The sequence below is a fragment of the Ruegeria sp. G2 genome (assembly GCF_056533505.1).
Map to the genome: position 1 here is coordinate 49988 of NZ_JBQFON010000011.1, position 18790 is coordinate 68777.

Here is an 18790-nt window from a genome sequence, read left to right on the forward strand (position 1 = left end):
CGTTTTTCGAATTGCCCCGGGCCCATATGTAGTCGCCGCATTGAATTTGTTGCGTTGTCTTTTGGATCAGTATCATTACGGTGATCGTATTTCTTACTTGGTTCGCACCTTTTTGCCCAACTGTTTGCTTTAATGCGTTCTTGGAGGAACCCAACAATGAATACCAAACCGAAACAAAAGTGCGGTCTGACAGCCTCTGCTGTAATTCTGAGTGCGCTATTGAACAGTACTGCCTTCGCCCAACAGACCACAGACGCGGTCGCACCCGAAGCAGCCACCGCCGGTGCACTGGACAAACTGTCAGAGCGCGCTGAAGCCGCCTTGGTAAAGCGCGATGCCGGGCAGCCCGTTGTCGCTTCAGACTGGATGGTCTCGGCAGCGAACCCGTTGGCTGTAGAGGCTGGCGCTCGTGTTTTGTCAGAAGGCGGAACTGCAGCGGACGCCATGGTCGCCGTACAATCTGTACTTGGATTGGTAGAACCTCAGTCTTCGGGGCTGGGCGGTGGTGCATTTCTTGTCTGGTTTGATGCCGAAACTGGTGAACTGACCACATTGGATGGCCGCGAAACCGCTCCAATTGAAGTGAACCCACGCCTGTTTCAGGATGCCGACGGCGAAAAACGGGGGTTCTATGACGCGGCCATCGGTGGCATCTCGGTCGGCGTGCCAGGCACCCCTGCCCTTATGGAAGACGCGCATCGCCGCTGGGGCAGCGCAAACTGGCCCTCTTTGTTTGAGGATGCAATAGACTTGGCCGAAAACGGGTTCACAGTTACACCCCGCCTTGCAGGTATGATCGAGTGGGATGCTGAGCGACTCAGTCAAGTGCCGTCAACAGCCGCATATTTCATGCCCGATGGCGCAGGACTACAGGTTGGCGATCATCTGCAGAACCAGGCCTACGGGCAAACTCTACGTAGTTTTGCGGTCGAAGGGGCCGATGCATTTTATACGGGTGAAATTGCCGAGGATATTGTGGCAACAGTGCGTGGGGCCGTACGCAACCCAGGGGTTCTTAGCATGCTGGATATGACCAACTACCGTGTGGTGGAAAGACCTGCGGTCTGCGCGACATATCGGAGCTTCGAGGTCTGCGGTATGGGACCGCCATCATCGGGGGGCCTAAGTGTCGGGCAGATCCTTGGCCATTTGCAACCTTATGATATTGCCGCGATGGGCCCCGAAAGCCCAGAGGCATGGCGTCTGATCGGGGATTCCTCGCGGCTCGCTTTTGCTGATCGTGGGCGGTATATCGCAGACAGCGATTTTGTTCCAGTTCCGGTTGGCGGCCTGCTGGACGAAACCTACCTGAAAGACCGTGCATCGTTACTCGAAGGCCCAGCGGCGCTGGATACCGTCTCACCTGGACAACCCGAGTTCGACCACGCGCTGCTTTGGGCCGACAATATCGATATGTCGATGCCCTCCACATCTCATATTTCAATCGTAGATCGCTATGGAAATGTGTTGTCGATGACCACGACCATCGAAACAGGTTTTGGTTCACATTTGATGACCAAGGGCGGCTTTCTGCTGAACAACGAATTGACCGATTTCTCGTTTGCCACACATAGTGATGGTGTCCCGATTGCAAATGCAGTTGCGCCGGGAAAACGACCAAGATCATCAATGGCACCGACGATTGTAATGCAGGACGGAGAGCCGGTTCTAGCGGTTGGATCACCGGGCGGGTCACGGATCATCGGTTATGTGGCACAGGCTATTATTTCCGTATTGGACTGGGACATGGATGTCCAAAGCGCCGCAGCCGCTCCTCATCTGATCAATCGGTTTGGCACATATGATCTCGAAGAAGGGACGGATGCCGAAGCCCTGGCTCCGGCGCTGGAAGAAATGGGATTTGAAACCAACAGCCGCGCACTGACCAGTGGATTGCATATGATCAAAATCAGTCCTACCGGATTGGAGGGCGGCGCAGATCCGCGTCGCGAGGGCATCGCATTGGGCGAGTAATCGCACCTATAATGCAGAGACGGAAAGGCGGCTGATCAACAGCCGCCTTATTAAATCGGACTTTCGACTGTCAAAAACACATCCCTGCGGCGGCACTCAATCGGTAGGCGGCGCCTTAAAAACCGGTCGGTTTGGGTCGCCTCCCTGATCAGCGCAACATTCGTCCTGATGAAATTCGATCACTTCCCACAGACGATTATATTGCGGTACACAACGGAGGGGGGGACGCAATCCAACTTAACTTAGACTGCGGTCTGAAGTTCCTGCCAGCGGTGACAGGAAACGGAATGGCCGGCTTCGCATATCTCCATCTCAGGCTCTTTCTGTTTACACAGGTCTGTCGCAAAGGGGCATCGTGTGTGGAACTGACATCCTGTCGGGCGGTTCGTCGGCGATGGGATCTCACCCTCCAACCGCTGCACTTTTCCTTTGTCATCGGGGTCCAGAGAAGGGATCGCCGAGAACAACGCCTTCGTATAAGGATGCCGAGGTGCCTCGAACAACTGCCGCGTCGGGGCACTTTCCATAATCTGACCAAGATACATTACCGCAACATGATCGCAGGTGTGTGCGACCACGGACAGGTCGTGGCTGATAAACAGGTAAGTCAGGCCCATTTCATCTTGCAACGACTTAAGCAAATTCAAAATATCGGCCTGAATCGACACGTCCAAAGCCGCGACACTTTCATCTGCAATAACAAACCGAGGTCTGGAAACTAGGGCACGTGCGATCGAAATACGCTGACGCTGTCCGCCGGAAAACGCATGTGGGAAACGGCGCAGGTGTTCGATATTGAGCCGACACATCGCGGCCACTTCGCGAACCCGCTCGTCCACCTCATCGCGCGACTTGCAGAGCCCCATAACTTCAAGAGGTTCAGCGATAATGTCGCGCACCGTCATGCGTGGCGACAACGCTGCGTAGGGATCCTGAAAAATCAACTGTGCCCTTCGACGGTATTCTTTAAGATCTGCTCCGGCCAGATCTCCAAGGTCATAGTTTACTTCGCCATCATCATAATGTGCTGAACCGCCTGTGATCGGTACCGCGTTCAACAAGGCACGACCAAATGTCGTTTTTCCAGACCCGCTTTCACCGACCACCCCAAAGAACGACCCCTTTGGAATGTCGAGAGTAACATGATTAACCGCTTTCAGGACCCGCCTATTGAAGAGTTGGCCACCCACCGGGAAACCAACCGAAAGATCGCGTGCTTGGATTAGGTATTCAGAACTCATTCACTTATCCTTCAGCGCACAAGTGACACGCGGTGCGGTGATTTTCGCCCGTATCAGACCATTGCGGCACAACAGTGCGACAAATGTCGCCGATCACTTTGCCGCAACGGGTGTGAAAGACACATCCCGCAGGCCGTTCCAGAGGTGACGGAATATCTCCTGGGATCGGCATGAGCGGTTTCTCCAGGTCATCCAACTGCGGCAGGGCATCGATCAGACCTTTGGTATAGGGGTGATATGGGTTCCGAATAACTTCGCGCACCGGTCCCTGCTCAATCATCTTGCCCAGATACATCACCGCCACTTTATCAGCGGTTTGTGCAACGACGCCAAGATCATGAGTGATAAAGATAATCCCCATGCCGAACTCAGCCACGAGGTCTTTCATCAGGTCTATTACTTGCGCCTGAATGGTTACATCCAACGCCGTCGTGGGCTCATCCGCAATCAGCAGCTTGGGTTTGGTTGATAGGGCCATGGCTATCATCGCCCGTTGCCGCATACCGCCGGACATCTCAAACGCATATTGCCCAAACCGAGTGGATGCGTCAGAGATACCGACCCGGTCCAGCATTTCAATTGATAGCTCTTTAGCCTGTTTCTTGGACAAGTCAGTGTGGATCAACAACTGCTCAACCATCTGGCTGCCGACTGTCATCGCCGGCGCAAAACTGGCCATGGGTTCCTGAAAGATCATCGAGATCGACCCACCCCGTACAATTTCCATATCGCGGGGGCGTTTCAGGCTCATGACATCCACTGGGCCGCTATCAAGATGCAAGGTAATCCGACTTTCCGGAGAATAGACCGCATTTCCCGGATTAAGCTTCATCAGAGATTTCGCAGTCACGGACTTTCCAGAACCACTTTCCCCTACAAGGCCCATGACTTCGCCGGGCGCCAGCGAGAAAGACACATCATCTACCGCTGTGATCAAACCTTCGTCGGTCTTAAATTGCAGCGTAAGATTTTCGACGTCGATCAGGCTCATTTGCGGGTCTCCGAATATGGATCAGCGGCATCACGCAATCCATCACCAACGAAGACGAAAGCCATGACAAGAGCGATGAAGAAAAAGACCGGAATAAAATACCAATGGTAGTTCAATAAAACGTCCGCCTTGGTCACGTTCTGGAGCATTACTCCCAATGAATTGACCGGATCCTTAAGCCCTAGCCCAATAAAACTGAGAGCCGTCTCCGACAGAACAACATACGGAAACGAGATCACCAGATCGACGATGATATAGCTGGTAAAGCTGGGAAGGAGATGTCGCCGAATAACGTGCCCTGCAGATGCTCCGCAAAGTTGAGCCGCCAAAACATATTCCTGATTACGCTCGGTCAGCAGATGAGTTCGCACCCTTCGCGCCAGCGTCGGCCACCCGACCAATCCCAGTATCAGTGTAATAACGAAAAATCTGGTCTCGGCTGACCACTCGGGCGGAATAAAGGCCGCAATAGCCATAAAGAGCGGGATCGAAGGCACCGTCCTGACCGCGTCGGTAATCATCTGGATCACGCTGTCAATCGCGCCACCGTAGTAGCCAGCAATCCCCCCGATCATCAGCGCAAGAACGAATGAGATCACTACTCCCAAAGTTCCCACCTGAAGCGACGTCCAGACAGCATGAAGCGTACGCGAGAAGATATCTTTGCCCGCACTATCAGTTCCGAATAGATGAACGTATCCTTGCTCCATACCGAACAAATGGATGTTGCCAGGGATAAATCCGAATAGCCTGTAGCTATCTCCCTTTACGAAGAACTCCATATAGCGGCGTTCATCCTCGTTGACCTTCTCAACCCAACGAAAATTTGTCGCCAATGATCGTTCGCGTGTCACAGTGTGCAGGAACGGACGTATGGAACAGCCATTCTTGTCGCAGAATTTCGGGATCTGAGGGGCCCCATTCAAATAATCCTTATCCCGCCCCGCTATTGTCGGATCATAGGGTGACATAAATGGTGCAAAAAGACCTGAAAGGATCAATACAACCAGCACTGTAGCGGCAATCATGGCCGCCCGTTGTTTTTTGAATCTGGCCCAGATCAGTTGGCGCTGTGAAGCCGTAAAGTAAGCTTCTTTTGCCTTCTGATCGTCAATTTTCGTGGACGTTTTTGCAGACATGGGCGTTACCTCAGAATGCTCTTGCGCACGCGCGGGTCAATTACAGCCAACAGGATGTCGGTCGCGAAGTTCAGCGTGACGATGGCAGCTGTCAGCAAGAATATGATCGCACCAGCCAACTGCTGGTCATTCGACCGTGCCAGCGCCTCAAGCAGCAGAGATCCAGCTTCGGTGAGTGTCAGGATCAGGGCCACAATGGGCAGTTCATTGAAGATACGGTTCAGGTCGAACCCAAGCGAGTTGACGATCGGCCCCAGCGCATGGCGTGCGGGATAGCGCCATAAGAGTCGGCGGCCATATATCCCGCGCGCGGCGGCGGCGGTCACGTAAAGCTTACCGATCTCGTCCGACATCAGTGCACGAACGGTTTGCAGAGCAAATGCGGTTGCCGACCATCCCAGAATGAAAATCGGCAGCCAGGCATGCTTCAAAAGATCCACAAACTTGGCCCATGACCAGGGCGCTTCACGATATTCAGGACTGAACAGGCCGGTCAGTGTTTCCCCAAAATACACGGTGGAAAACAACATCACCATCAACGCCAGCAGAAAGTTCGGCATTGCCAGACCCAAATAGCTGACCAGTCGCAGGGAATTGTTGAGGAAAGCGTTCCTTGACGCCGCTGAGATAATGCCAACCGGGATTGCGATCATATATGCCAGTGTCAAAGAGCCCAAGCAGATCCACAAAGAGATCCAAAATTTGTCACCTAGAAGTTGCGCGATATTGACGCGCAAAATGCAGCTATCCCCGAAATCACCGCGGAAAGCGCCGCTTAACCAAGTAGCCCAACGTACCAGAAAAGGACGATCAAGCCCCAGCCTTACCCTCTCAGCCTCGATATCAGCCAACGTAATGGCCGAGCCCTGCGTGTTTTTGTAGGCGAGATAGCGTTCAGCACAATCACCCGGCACAAGCTCCATCAGTGTAAAAACGATGAGCGAGACCAACACGAGAGTGACCACAGCCATCACTGCGCGCGTGGCGGCAAAGCGAGCGAATTGGAGCATTTCTTAGTTCCTGGCTAGCATGTGGAAAGGGGCGCTGACGCCCCTAACCGTTGTCTTAGATTGAAACGCCTATCACTCCGACAGCCACCACTGGGCAGGGCGGTACGGATAGGTTCTATAGAACTCGTAGGACTGCGTTTTGAATTCAGTGAAGTTCTGCAGGTTGTTCGAATGATAGATCGGGGCCGGAGCATTAACTGTACCAATGAACAGCATCTCCCCAGTCATGATCTCGACCATCTTCTGCGCAGCGGCGACCGAGGCGTCTGATCCGGGCGCACTGGATTGGTAGGTGTCCAATGCCGCTTTCAGATCAGCAACCCAAGCTGGTGGTTCCACACCATTTTCCCCATTTGAACTGATGTACTCCGCCCACAGCATACCGGTACGCACGTCGAAATACCCGTCAAACGGCGGCACCCAGATTTCACCATCGCCAAGAACCGAACCGGCTGGCTGGCTTTTGAGCCACATGCCCATGTCCAGAGTGTTTGCCGATTGCGCAGCACGGAATTCATCCGAGGTAACCTCTTTGATTGCCGTGTTTACGCCCACATCTTTCCAGTTCTGTGCGATCAGTTCCACCAGCTGAGCCGATGCGGATTGCGTCGAGAACTGCCAGTCCAGCACAAACGGATCACCGTTTGGCAGATCGCGGAAACCGTCTCCGTTCTGATCAACAAGGCCAACTTCATCCAGAAGAGCATTTGCACGTTCCTGATCAAAGTTGATCTCGTAGTTCGACCACTTTTCGTCGATGAAATCCGGACGTGGAGAAAAACCAATATACTGTGTTGGCTCACCAAGACCGAATGCGGTTACCTCATTTAGCTGATTGCGATCCATCGCAACCGACATCGCTGTTCTAAAACGAATGTCATTGAAGATCGCTCTTTTAGCTTCATCCTCAGCAGTAACGTTGAACGTTAGCACCGGGTAGCCAATTGCCGGTTTCACTTCTAAAGTGTAGTTCCCGCTTTCCTGACCTTCCAACAGAACCGGAGCAGATGTCAGGTTTACGCCCTGCGACTTGTAATCCACCTCGCCGTTCAACAGTTTAAGGTTCCGCACCTCTTCATCTGGAACATAGGTCTCATCCATCTCAGAGATATAGGGCAGCTGGTTTCCTGCCGTATCCACCTGGAAGAAATATGGGTTCGCAACGTAGTGGCGCCCCTCAGTGCTTTCCTTGACCAGAATGTGGCTTTCCAATGTTGGCATCGCATCCTTGGGCAGACCTGCCAGTTTATCACCCGCGGTCAGCATCGGAGATGGCGTGTCCATCCAGTCGGAATTACCGTAATAAGCTTTAATCAGCTCATAACCGTTCTCATATCCAAGTGCTTGTGCATTGGCGTCCGCATTTGCATCCAGAGCCGGATGGAACTGTTCAAAGAAATGCTTTGGCTGGAAGGGCTGAACATACGTGAATGAGAACGTCTCGGTCAGACCCGGCTTCGGCGCGGCCAGCGTAAAACGAACGGTAGTATCGTCCAGCGCCTCAACCTTCATCGGTTCACCACCTGCCAGCGCGTAGTCCTTCGCTTCGGCTATAACGTTGGTGTCCATCATCAGGTTATCATACCAAAAGACAACATCTGCAGATGTAAATGGCGCGCCATCCGACCATTTGTGACCTGAACGCAGATGAACCGTCAGCTCGGTGAATGCGTCATTCCATTCCCAAGACTTCGCAACATTGGGCACTAAGGTTTGCAAGTCGTCGGAATAACGGAACAGATTGACGTGGCGCACGGACAAAAAGTCGGATGTACCGCTTTCCGTAGCGTTGGACAGCGCGTCCAGCTGGCCGCCATACTGACCAATGCTGTCGTAGGGTACGATAACCAGTGGATCAGCTGGCAAACGATCCGCAACTGCCGGTAGGGCTTCGTTGCCTCGGATCATGCCGTTGAGGTCTGCGATAGATGGGTTTTCCGAAAATCCAAGCGTACAATTTCCTGCGGACTGGAATTCAGACAGATCAAATTGCTGAGGATATGCCCCATCCGTCAGGCCTTGCATATCTGCCACCGTCGCAGTCGGACAATTTGCCCAGGCAGCACTTCCAAGAGTCGCAAGTGCGGCTCCGGACATCAAAAGCTTCTTCATGATAACCTCCCTAAAGATAGCTCTGTTTCTTAGTTTTCTTCATCTATGGCGGCATTGGCATCAGCTGCACTTGCGCCATTGCTGGTTCCACCCCTTTCAGAAGCGACGTGGACCCTGACCCCAGCCTCATGCAGAGCCGAACCAAAGTTGGCGGGTGGGGCAATATCTGTGACCAGATCAGTCACTTGATCAAACCGACAAGCGATATTGGCCGCTCGCGCTCCAAATTTTGTGTTGTCCGTTGCGACAATCGTACGGGCGGTGTTGTCCAAAAGCGCACGTGTCAGCTCGGCTTCCAGCAGATTCGAGGTCAGCACTCCGCCTTTCAGAGACAAGGCATCAGCACCACAGATAATGGCGTCATAGCTATACTGACACGCCAGTTGCTCGGCGGCACGCCCAAAGCTTCCGCGTTCTGAGCGGATGACTTCGCCTCCGGCTAGAATGGCGCGCGTACCGTTGTGATCTGCCAAAGATGCGATAACCGACAACGAATTGCTCACTACCAAAAGGTCCTTATGATCGCGGAGCTGTTCTGCAACATGCGTCATGGTCGAGCCTACCGAGACGAATATCACCATTCCATCTTCGATGATCTGGCTGACCCGATTTGCAATAAGGGTCTTCTCTTTCGCATTATGTTCGAGCGCCCCAGAGAACATTGGTGTGTCCTGCGCTCGCGACAGATACGTCCCTCCGTGAACACGTTCGACCATGTTTTCGCGTGCGAGCGCTTTGACAAGACGGCGAACGGTTTCTTCGGACACATCCATGACCTGGGCGATTTGGGTGTTGCGTGCAGAGCCACCCAACCGTGCCAACACGTCAAGAAGCTCCCGCCCTCGATGTGGTATGTTTCCACTATCATCGTTCATTTTTTAACTTCGCCATAATTCCACTTATAAATCCACAAAAAAAGTAATAGTTTTGTGACAATTTTGGTTTTTCATAAAAATATATATCCAATTCAAACATAAACGGTCACGCCATCAACTGCCCACCGGGCGAGTCATTACGGCACAAAATGATTGTTGTATTACTTCCTGACAGCTCAGGATGCCAAAGCGATCAATGCCACGCCGACAGCCATAATGATTGCAGCCATGATTCGACGGACCGGGTGACCTTCACCAAGCAGCAAATACCCAATCAGAGCCGCAAATATCACGGACGTTTCCCGCAAAGCCGAAACGGCACCAAGAGGCGCAAAGTTTTTTGCATAGAGGACAAGACCGTAGGCTGTCATCGAAACGAATCCACCCGTGAGCCCGATAACCCATGTCTTAGCAGGTAACGTCAACATCGCCCTGCCACGCCTGATGCCAACAAAAGCCGCTATGAAAACATGCAACAGAGAGTGCCAAGCCCAGTACCCAAGCGTATTTTCGGACAGGCGCACTCCGACACCATCGACAAGCGAATAGGCTGAAATACACACTCCGGTTCCTAGGGCAAATCCCAATGCCGCGCGGCCAACGCCCTGACGTAACGCCGCCCAGCTAGATAGCTGAATAGCCCCCGCGATCAGCGCTATGCCCAACCACGCTTGTGCGGGCAGTACCTCACCCACAAAGAGCATTGCCCAAAGCGAAACCAATGCAGGCACGATGCCGCGCGCAATCGGGTAAACCACGCTGAGATCGCCATGTTTATATGCCTGACCGAGCATATAAAAATACCCGAAGTGGATCACTGTTGATCCCAACAAATACGGCCAGCTTTCAATGGCTGGAAATGGCAGATAGGTCACCAAGATCAGGCCCGGGAAAACATGCCCAAGCGCGACCAGCCCCAACGTCACTGTTCGGTCACCGGCTGCCTTAACGATCGTATTCCAAGCGGCATGCAAAACTGCCGCCGCAAGGATGATTATGATGATACCCGTGCTCAAATGACGTGTATCAAATCAGCGCATTAAACAGGCGCCGCAAATTTTCGCGTGTCAGTTCCACTGGATTTCCACCACAAGACGGGTCAGAGATCGCCCCTTCGACAAGCGCATCCATCTTGTCTGCGGTTACGCCCATCTCGGACAATTTTCGCGGAATTTCAAAACCGTCATTGAATTCCTGCACAAAGCTCTGAAAGCCCTCAAATCCCCCATCAATACCCAGATAACCAGCGGCCAGATTAAAGCGATCGCGAATGACGTCCGCATTGAACTTGAGAACCTCCGGCATGCACACAGCATTTGTGGTGCCGTGGTGAGTGTTAAAGATCGCTCCGATCGGGTGACTCAAGGCGTGAATAGCACCTAGTCCCTTCTGAAAGGCCGTGGCCCCCATGGCTGCTGCACTCATCATATGGGCCCGTGCCTCAAGGTCCGTACCGTCTGCATAGGCACGCGGCAGATTGTTGATGACAAGGCGCATGCCTTCCAGTGCAATACCCTGACTCATCGGATGGTAATGTGGCGAGGAGTACGCTTCAACACAATGAGCAAAGGCATCAAGACCGGTGCCAGCCGTAATGAACTTGGGCATTCCAACGGTCAATTCCGGATCACAAATCACAACCGAGGGCAATACTTTCGGGTGGAAGATGATTTTTTTGACGTGGGTTTGTGAATTCGTGATGATGCTCGCACGGCCAACTTCAGAACCCGTACCCGCAGTGGTTGGTACCGCAATGATAGGTGCAATTACATCGGCATCCGCACGTGTCCACCAATCGCCCACATCTTCAAAATCCCAGATCGGACGCGTTTGATTGGCGTGGAATGCCACCATCTTACCGAGATCGAGACCGGACCCGCCGCCAAATGCAATGACCCCATCATGGCCACCCTCTTTGTAGGCGTCCACACCCGCCGCCAGATTCAATTCTGATGGGTTCGGATCCACATCAGAAAACAAACCGCGACCAAGACCTTCCGCTTCCAGGATATCAAGCGCGCGTTCCGTGATCGGCAGATTGGCCAAACCTTTATCCGTCACCAATAACGGGCGTTTTATTCCGAGATCCTTGCAGGCACCCGCCAACTCAGAAATGCGCCCAACGCCAAATTTGATCGCGGTCGGATAAGACCAGTTTCCCGTGATGCTCATTCTCTCACCTATTCAAATCAAAGGGTGCATGCACCCAACATGTGATGTCTGCGTTGCCACAGAGATTATTTGGTCACCTTTTTCAGGTGATAGCTCTTTGGTCGGGTTAAGTTGTGATAACCAATGACCGACAATCCGCCGCCACGTCCGGTGTTTTTGCAACCCGTCCAGCAAAGCCCGGGATCAAGATAATCTGCCCGGTTCAAGAATACCGTGCCTGTCTCGATCCGATCACCTATATGGGCTGCCCGGTCGACGTCCTGCGTCCAAAGACTTGCTGTCAGCCCAAATTCGCTGTCATTCATCAAAGCAACGGCTTCATCGTCTGAAGACACTTTCATGATGCCAACAACTGGGCCAAAACTCTCGTCACGCATGACGCGCATATCATGATTGACGTTTGTCAAAATCTGCGGCGTCAGATACGCGCCACCATCATCTTCGGCAAACAGATCGATATGCGCGACAGCTCCATCTGCCAGAGCCTCTGATATCTGCGCCCGGACTTCTGCAGCAAACCGCAAATTAGCCATTGGCCCGATCGTCGTCTCAGCATCTAGGGGATTGCCAAGCTTGTATCCCTTTACAATCTCGACGGCCTTCTCAACAAATTGATCATAGAGACTTTCATGCACATAGATACGTTCGATGCCGCAACAGCATTGGCCAGAGTTGAACATCGCGCCATCGATCAAGGTATCAACCGCAGCGTCCAGATCGGCATCCTCCATCACATAGCCCGGATCTTTTCCTCCAAGCTCGGTCCCGACTCCGGTAAATGTTCCTGCGGCAGCTCTCTCCATGGCGATACCACCACCGACAGAACCTGTGAAATTTACAAAATCAAACGCATTGCCTGCGATCAGATCATTGGTCACATCATGGGTCAGGAAAACATTCTGGAATACGTCGTCCGGCACGCCCGCAGAATGAAATGCCTGCGCCATACGTTCCCCGACAATCAGTGTCTGAGTTGCGTGTTTCAGCAAAACCGCATTGCCCGCAATCAGTGCCGGAGCCACCGTGTTGATCGCGGTCATGAACGGATAATTCCAAGGGGCTACAACAAAAACCACACCGTGCGGAACACGCTTTATATAGCGTTTGAAGGTCGCATCCTCGCCCACTTCGATATCAGCAAGGCTTTCCGGGGCAATAGATGCCATGTGGCTGGCGCGTTCATTGAAGCCACCAAACTCGCCACCATAGCGCACCGGGCGGCCCATCATTTTTGCGATTTCAGGAACGATTTCATCATTCATCGCCCCGACAGCGGCAACCCCTGCCATAACCAAATCGATCCGCTCTTGTAGCGGGCGCGAAGCCCAAACTGCCTGTGCGCCTCGGGCTCGCTCTGCCGCAGCAAAGGCCTCATCCCGTGACAGAGCCACACGTTCTGCAAATACCGACCCGTCAATCGGTGAGATACATTTCAAAACCTGATCCATGCCAGTTCTCCAGATACAGGGATTCCACCCCGTCTATTCAAAGAAAGTCCCATAAACCCAACGAGCGATGTTCCGAGGGCAATACGGAGCTATGCCCGCTCAAATCCGCGCGCGATCTCGTAGTCAGTCACAACACGTTCAAATTCTTCGATCTCCACCTCAGCAGCGCGCACATAGTGGTCGATGGCTTCGTCGCCCAAAGCCGCGCGAAGCATCGTAGATGCGTGTAACGCGTCACGCGCTTCGCGAAGATTACCCGGAATCATCCCGGATTCTCCCTGATATACGTCACCTTTGGTTGGAGCTTGAAGCTCTAGGCCCTGTTCAATACCTGCAATACCTGCGGCAAGCATGCCTGCCATGGCAAGATAGGGATTCATATCAGAGCCGGGGATCCGGCACTCAATACGAATAGCTTTTGTACCATCGCCACAAAGTCGGTATCCGGCAGTACGATTATCCACCGACCAAATGATGCGGGTCGGTGCAAAAGTACCCTTCATGAAACGTTTGTAGCTATTGATGTAGGGCGCCATGAAGTAGGTGTAGTCGGGTGCATACTTCAACAAACCGGCGGTATAGGCCTTCATTACCTCAGACATGCCCAAGCTGTCGCTTGGGTCATAGAATGCATTTGAATCTTCTTTCCAAAGCGATTGATGAACGTGAGACGAACTGCCTACCTTGTCATGGTGCCATTTTGGCAGAAATGTCGCTGCATGGCCTTGCTGCCACGCGATTTCTTTGACTGCGTGTTTTGCGATTGTGTGATAAGCCGCCGTGTCCAATGCTGAGGCATACTTGATATTCAGCTCTTCCTGACCGGTCTCTGCTTCACCTTTCGAATTTTCCACCGGAATCCCAGCATTCCACAGATGATTGCGGATCGGGCGCATCACATGTTCTTCTTTGGTGGTTTGGAATATGTGATAATCTTCGTTGTAACCCGATATCGGCGCCAGATCCCGAAACCCGCTTTTGCGGATTTCATCAAAGTTCTTTTCGAAGAGAAAAAACTCCAGCTCAGTTGCCATCTTCGCATCATACCCAAGCGCATTCAGGCGCTTTACCTGCGATTTAAGCATCGCGCGTGGGGAATGAGGGACCTCCTCATGTGTGTGGTGATCAAGAATGTCACACAGCACGAGTGCCGTACCTTCCAGCCACGGTACCGGCCGTAGCGTGGTCAGATCAGGCTTCATAACATAGTCGCCATAGCCCCGCTCCCAGGAAGTCGAAGCGTAGCCATCCGGCGTTCCCATCTCCAGATCAGTTGCCAGCAGGTAATTGCAACAGTGCGTTTCCTCATAAGCACCTGCAACAAAATGCGCCGCGTGGAAACGTTTCCCCATTAAACGTCCCTGCATATCTGCAAAACAGACCAAAACAGTATCGATTGCGCCGTCTTGCACCTTCGCTTGAAGGTCCTCAAAAGTCATCGTTCCGCCCATGACAACTCCTCCAAATGAGCGATTTCCTTTATGGCAGGTTGAAGAAGCGTCAATAGCTCTTCCGTGATCTCCGCCACATCCTCCGGAGAGCGCATCAGATCATTGCGCACTTCGATCATGACATTCGCCAATCCACGGGACTGGGCATGCAATCTGAGCGAATGTGTAACCCCATCGCCGGGTCCGTAAGGTTCATTCCGTTCTATCCGACGATGCGAAAGCAAAGTTTTCCGCGCCAGCATCGCGTCGGCCAGGCGACTGTCTTCATCATGCAACAGCCCGATTTCAACCGCACGCTTTGCGCCGTAATATATCGGCGTAAAACTGTGTATCGTCACAACCACCGGATCGTTGTTGCGGGCTTCCAAAACGCCTGACACGGCCGCACAGAATGGTCCATAGACAGACTGTATTCTTGCATCGCGCTGTGACTGGTTCAGATTCTGATTTCCCGGTACCTCAATCAGCTCGGACCTTTCCGGTATCGCACTTGGCGCATCCGGTGAACGGTTACAGTCGTAAACCAACCGAGAAACCCGCGATATTATGGCGGGCGCATCCAGGGCGGCACTCAAGGTCAATGTAACTTCACGTGCACCGGGATCCCAAACTGCGTGGCTCAACCTGTCTTTTTCGGCAAGGCCCAACCCGTCATAAGCTTCGGGTATTGTGGAACTTGCATGCTCGCACAACAACACGACACGACCCTTGCCATTCGGATTCAATATCTCAACCGGGTCGATCATGCGCCTGCCACCTCCCTGTACAGGTTTGCACCAAGGCTGAACTTTGTGCCACGACGCACCACATGAACGACAAAACCATCAGCATCGCCGCGCGCACAAATTCAAATAGAAATCTGCCATTTACCATCTAGCGTCCCAGGGTCATGGCCAATAGCTCGGCATGCAATGCAGGCGTCGCGGCTGATATCACACGACCATCCGAATTCAGATTAAGCGGATTACCATTCCAATCAGTAATCACACCACCGGCAGCTTCGATGACAGCCGCAACCGGAAGAAAATCGTAAGGTTGCAGGTCATAGTCAATAACCGCATCAACGTGCCCCATCGCAACCAGGGCATGGGGATAGCAATCGTAGGCAAACCTTCGGGTTTGACCGGAATGCATCAAATCTCTGAACAAATCAGGGTGATCACAGTAAATCTTATCTCCTTCATTCACGAAGAATACTGCGTGGCTCAAACTCTCTGTTCCACTGACTGAAACCGACTGGCCATTTAGCATGGCCCCTTGCCCTTTGATACCAAGCAGACATTCATTCAGTGCGGGCATTCCAATCACGCCAAGCAAAGGTTCACCCTTAACAAGCAAACCCAACAAGAAGCCAAATAAAGGATGGCCTGACAGAAACGAACGGGTGCCGTCAATCGGATCGATGATCCAGACATGATCACGATTCAACCCCTCGGCACCCTGTTCCTCACCAAATATTCCATCTTCTGGAAAGTGCTCAGCCAGATAGGCACGCACGATGGTTTCGACGCCTTTATCTGCCTGCGTCACAGGGCTTTCATCGGTTTTGAATTCAACGCCCAGGCGGCCACGAAAATAACCCCGAGCTGCGTCAGCGGCCAAAGCTGCAATCTGCGTCGCATGCTCTGCATGTGTTTTCCCGTCCGTAGTCGATCTAACCATTTCTGAAGGGCTCAACATTCAATACGATCCATCTGCAATTACTGCTTTGATACCCCAGGCATCCAGTGATTGCGCGAGTGCCTTACTAGGCGCTTTATCGGTCACAATATGACTAATCTGGCGCGGGGCGGGTCCTACAAAGGGCGCAGATTCGCTGAGTTTGCCGTGGTCGAATGCAATCAGAATCTGGTCGGCACATTCCGCCACGATCTGCGCAAGCTCTGCCTCTGCATTGCTGTGATACAAAAAGCCTCGGCGTGGTGAAACGGCATCCGTACTGAGGATCGCCATGTCATATACCAGTCGCTGGGCCTGTCTGTGGGTTACGTGACCAAAGGCACCACGCTCATTGGCCTGCATTTCTCCGCCAAGAATATGCACCCGGTTACCATTCACGTTGACCAGTGTCTGGGCCACTCCAATCGAATTGGTCGCGATTGTCAGGTTTTGATGCCGTCGCAGTTCTTCCGCGACAAATGCAGTGGTCGATCCAACATCAAGAAAAAGGGTCATGCCGTCAGAGACTCGCGTACTAACGACATTGGCAATCAGCCGCTTTTCTGTCGGGCGCTGAGTAATGCGCCGAAAAAAGCTGGGGTCGTTCTGTGTGCCTACCAAATAAGCACCACCACGCACGCGGGCCACCATTGCAGTTTTGGAAAGGGACTTGATTGTTCTCCGTACTGTTTCCTCGGAAACGTCGAGCGCTTTCGCCAGATCTGTGTTCCGCGCAGAGCCACCCAGGCGCCTTAGCGCTTCAAGAAGCTCAATTTCTCGGTGCGTCTGCGACATCCGCTTTCCACAATATCCCTCACATTTTCCACGTTATCCCACATGTTTTTGCAAATGCAACAATTCTTGCGTCCATATGTTGATTTTTGATGTTTAATGTGGATTTTGGCGGGGCGTGCAGCGCATTCTTTGCTCGGCACAAGCAAGTTAGAATCACAACAGCTAGATTCCTGACATCAACTGAGCCGTCGGTCAATTCATCTGGAGCGTCAAACGATGCACGACAAACGAAACGTCCTTTTTATTATTACCGACCAGATGCGGGCTGATTGTGTGTTTGGTGCGCTGGCGAACCACGTTGATCTACCCCATTTGCGGGCGCTGATGAAAGACAGCGTCACCTTCACCCGTCATTTCTCGGTTACAAATCCATGCGGGCCTTCGCGAGCATCGCTGCTGACGGGGCAATATGCGATGAACCACCGCTCGGTTCGAAACGGCACGCCTCTTCGCCACGACACGCCTTCGATCGCATCAGAGATGCGCAAGGCAGGCTATCTTCCTATGCTTTTTGGATATACTGACACCTCGCAGGACCCGCGCGTATTCGACGCCAATGATCCGGCACTGCGTTCTTACGAGTTTCACCTGCCAGGTTTTCAGGAAATGGTGGAGATGCGCATGGAGATGTCTTTTCCCTGGCGATCACACCTTAAGAACAAAGGATATGTTTTCGACGACTATTTTGATGTTTTTAAACCCGTCTCGCCAACCGGGGACGCCCCGAAACTGAATGATCCTGCGCTCTATGCTGCAGAAGACAGTGACACGGCATTTCTGACTGACCGGTTTCTGGAAACCATGCCAGCTTATGCAGATCAGGACAAAGGATGGTTCGCCCATCTTACTTATCTACGACCACATCCGCCGCTCGTCGCACCAACCCCTTACAACCAAATGTATGATCCGGCCAAACTGCCGAATCCAACGCGCCATGCTTCAGCACAAGCAGAAGACGCGCTCCATCCGTTCTTCGCACCTGCCAGAGCTAACAGTGCTGTTGAAGGATTTGTTGAAGGTTTCCCCGAACTCGAGCCAACTGACGAGGTCGTCGCGACCCTTCGGTCTATCTATCTGGGCCTCGCAACCGAAGTTGATCACCACATCGGTCGTGTCGTGCAGTTTCTGAAAGACAGCGGCCAATACGACAACACACTGTTGGTAGTCACAGCCGATCATGGCGAGATGCTGGGTGACCATCATAGTTGGGGTAAGATGTCGGTCTATGACGCGGCATACCATACACCCCTGATTGTCAGGATGCCGGGCGGTGCCGAAGGCGCACAGATCTCGAAGCCAACGGAGAGCATCGATATTGTCCCAACGATCCTCGATTGGGTTGGGCAACCAGCTCATGACGCAATGAATGGCATGACTTTGATGCCGTTCCTTGAGGGGAACCTACCTGAGAACTGGCGCAAATATTCTTTCTCTGAGCTCGACTTTGCGGACCCAATCGCGCCAACCCTTTGGCAGAAGACGCTTGGCACGGACATCTCGGACAGCTGTCTTGGCATTCTGCGCGACGATCGGTTCACGCTTGTACAGTTCGGAGCCGACCTACCACCCCTGCTTTTTGACCACAAAGGCAAAGGCGAAATGGAAAACGTCGCAGAACGACCTGAGTTTTCGCAGGTCCTCACCCAAATGACGCAGGAGATGTTACGGCATCGCATGCGTCATATGGACAAAACCTTGTCCAATTGGATGATCACTTCGGACGGCCCCCTCCATCCCTCGCAGCTGGCATCACAAGTGGGAAAAAGCGGGAAAGCATATTAATTTGACGCGTGGAGCTCAAATGGTAGTAGAGTCAGTAATCTGGCGTGAATTCTTGTATTAGATCAGTCATCGTTTACAGGAATTGCAGCCTCAATGCTGATCTTGCTCAGACCTGGCGCAACAAAAATCATTCTGGAACAA

At 52.7% G+C, this 18790-nt stretch carries 15 protein-coding genes; 2 read left to right on the forward strand and 13 right to left on the reverse strand.

Translation table 11 applies throughout. From position 1 onward, the window contains the following. Positions 1–156: 156 nt before the first annotated feature. Complete coding sequence (ggt, locus tag ACR0DU_RS18155) at positions 157–1974, forward strand: gamma-glutamyltransferase (RefSeq protein ID WP_480876391.1); 1818 nt, start codon at positions 157–159, stop codon at positions 1972–1974. Between the two features lie 242 nt (positions 1975–2216). Here the strand turns inward: ggt and ACR0DU_RS18160 are convergent, their stop codons facing one another. The 13 genes from ACR0DU_RS18160 to ACR0DU_RS18220 form a co-directional block, all read right to left on the reverse strand. Then, on the reverse strand, positions 2217–3215 hold the full coding sequence (locus ACR0DU_RS18160) for an ABC transporter ATP-binding protein (protein ID WP_480457192.1): 999 nt from the start codon (positions 3213–3215) through the stop codon (positions 2217–2219). Between the two features lie 4 nt (positions 3216–3219). Next, positions 3220–4206, reverse strand: a complete 987-nt coding sequence (locus ACR0DU_RS18165) for an ABC transporter ATP-binding protein (protein ID WP_010443437.1) — start codon at positions 4204–4206, stop codon at positions 3220–3222. Continuing rightward, the gene (locus tag ACR0DU_RS18170) at positions 4203–5345 is read right to left on the reverse strand and encodes an ABC transporter permease (protein ID WP_480876393.1); all 1143 of its coding nucleotides are present in this window, start codon (positions 5343–5345) and stop codon (positions 4203–4205) included. Before ACR0DU_RS18170 ends, ACR0DU_RS18165 begins: the two co-directional genes overlap by 4 nt. Positions 5346–5350: 5 nt before the next feature. Beyond that, positions 5351–6355: an ABC transporter permease gene (locus ACR0DU_RS18175; protein ID WP_010443435.1), complete on the reverse strand. Its 1005-nt coding sequence runs from the start codon at positions 6353–6355 to the stop codon at positions 5351–5353. 72 nt (positions 6356–6427) lie between these two features. Next, on the reverse strand, positions 6428–8467 hold the full coding sequence (locus ACR0DU_RS18180; protein WP_170781970.1) for an ABC transporter substrate-binding protein: 2040 nt from the start codon (positions 8465–8467) through the stop codon (positions 6428–6430). Positions 8468–8496: 29 nt separating this feature from the next. Further along, complete coding sequence (locus ACR0DU_RS18185; protein ID WP_170781969.1) at positions 8497–9342, reverse strand: DeoR/GlpR family DNA-binding transcription regulator; 846 nt, start codon at positions 9340–9342, stop codon at positions 8497–8499. A 176-nt stretch (positions 9343–9518) separates the two neighbouring features. Further along, complete coding sequence (locus tag ACR0DU_RS18190; protein ID WP_010443432.1) at positions 9519–10358, reverse strand: EamA family transporter; 840 nt, start codon at positions 10356–10358, stop codon at positions 9519–9521. 10 nt (positions 10359–10368) lie between these two features. Further along, positions 10369–11514 carry an iron-containing alcohol dehydrogenase gene (locus tag ACR0DU_RS18195; RefSeq protein WP_480876396.1) on the reverse strand — a complete coding sequence of 382 codons (1146 nt, stop codon included), beginning with the start codon at positions 11512–11514 and terminating at the stop codon, positions 10369–10371. A 65-nt stretch (positions 11515–11579) separates the two neighbouring features. Further along, a complete protein-coding gene (locus ACR0DU_RS18200; RefSeq protein ID WP_480876398.1) occupies positions 11580–12962 on the reverse strand; it encodes an aldehyde dehydrogenase family protein in 1383 nt (460 codons plus the stop codon). 89 nt (positions 12963–13051) lie between these two features. Beyond that, positions 13052–14413, reverse strand: coding sequence for a glutamine synthetase family protein (locus ACR0DU_RS18205; protein WP_480876399.1), 1362 nt, complete (start codon positions 14411–14413; stop codon positions 13052–13054). Then, positions 14398–15159: an N-formylglutamate amidohydrolase gene (locus ACR0DU_RS18210; RefSeq protein ID WP_480876401.1), complete on the reverse strand. Its 762-nt coding sequence runs from the start codon at positions 15157–15159 to the stop codon at positions 14398–14400. Before ACR0DU_RS18210 ends, ACR0DU_RS18205 begins: the two co-directional genes overlap by 16 nt. A 127-nt stretch (positions 15160–15286) precedes the next feature. After that, positions 15287–16075: an inositol monophosphatase family protein gene (locus ACR0DU_RS18215; protein WP_480876403.1), complete on the reverse strand. Its 789-nt coding sequence runs from the start codon at positions 16073–16075 to the stop codon at positions 15287–15289. Between the two features lie 18 nt (positions 16076–16093). Then, positions 16094–16867 carry a DeoR/GlpR family DNA-binding transcription regulator gene (locus tag ACR0DU_RS18220; RefSeq protein ID WP_480876405.1) on the reverse strand — a complete coding sequence of 258 codons (774 nt, stop codon included), beginning with the start codon at positions 16865–16867 and terminating at the stop codon, positions 16094–16096. A 216-nt stretch (positions 16868–17083) separates the two neighbouring features. On the opposite strand from ACR0DU_RS18220, the gene ACR0DU_RS18225 reads away from it, so the two are divergent. Then, positions 17084–18649: a sulfatase-like hydrolase/transferase gene (locus ACR0DU_RS18225; protein ID WP_480876407.1), complete on the forward strand. Its 1566-nt coding sequence runs from the start codon at positions 17084–17086 to the stop codon at positions 18647–18649. Positions 18650–18790: the final 141 nt, after the last annotated feature.

Coding starts and splice junctions, on each gene's coding strand:
- ggt (WP_480876391.1), top strand. CDS start 157: ATGAATACCAAACCGAAACAAAAGTGCGGTCTGACAGCCTCTGCTGTA.
- ACR0DU_RS18160 (WP_480457192.1), bottom strand. CDS start 3,215: ATGAGTTCTGAATACCTAATCCAAGCACGCGATCTTTCGGTTGGTTTC.
- ACR0DU_RS18165 (WP_010443437.1), bottom strand. CDS start 4,206: ATGAGCCTGATCGACGTCGAAAATCTTACGCTGCAATTTAAGACCGAC.
- ACR0DU_RS18170 (WP_480876393.1), bottom strand. CDS start 5,345: ATGTCTGCAAAAACGTCCACGAAAATTGACGATCAGAAGGCAAAAGAA.
- ACR0DU_RS18175 (WP_010443435.1), bottom strand. CDS start 6,355: ATGCTCCAATTCGCTCGCTTTGCCGCCACGCGCGCAGTGATGGCTGTG.
- ACR0DU_RS18180 (WP_170781970.1), bottom strand. CDS start 8,467: ATGAAGAAGCTTTTGATGTCCGGAGCCGCACTTGCGACTCTTGGAAGT.
- ACR0DU_RS18185 (WP_170781969.1), bottom strand. CDS start 9,342: ATGAACGATGATAGTGGAAACATACCACATCGAGGGCGGGAGCTTCTT.
- ACR0DU_RS18195 (WP_480876396.1), bottom strand. CDS start 11,514: ATGAGCATCACGGGAAACTGGTCTTATCCGACCGCGATCAAATTTGGC.
- ACR0DU_RS18200 (WP_480876398.1), bottom strand. CDS start 12,962: ATGGATCAGGTTTTGAAATGTATCTCACCGATTGACGGGTCGGTATTT.
- ACR0DU_RS18205 (WP_480876399.1), bottom strand. CDS start 14,413: ATGGGCGGAACGATGACTTTTGAGGACCTTCAAGCGAAGGTGCAAGAC.
- ACR0DU_RS18210 (WP_480876401.1), bottom strand. CDS start 15,159: ATGATCGACCCGGTTGAGATATTGAATCCGAATGGCAAGGGTCGTGTC.
- ACR0DU_RS18215 (WP_480876403.1), bottom strand. CDS start 16,075: ATGGTTAGATCGACTACGGACGGGAAAACACATGCAGAGCATGCGACG.
- ACR0DU_RS18220 (WP_480876405.1), bottom strand. CDS start 16,867: ATGTCGCAGACGCACCGAGAAATTGAGCTTCTTGAAGCGCTAAGGCGC.
- ACR0DU_RS18225 (WP_480876407.1), top strand. CDS start 17,084: ATGCACGACAAACGAAACGTCCTTTTTATTATTACCGACCAGATGCGG.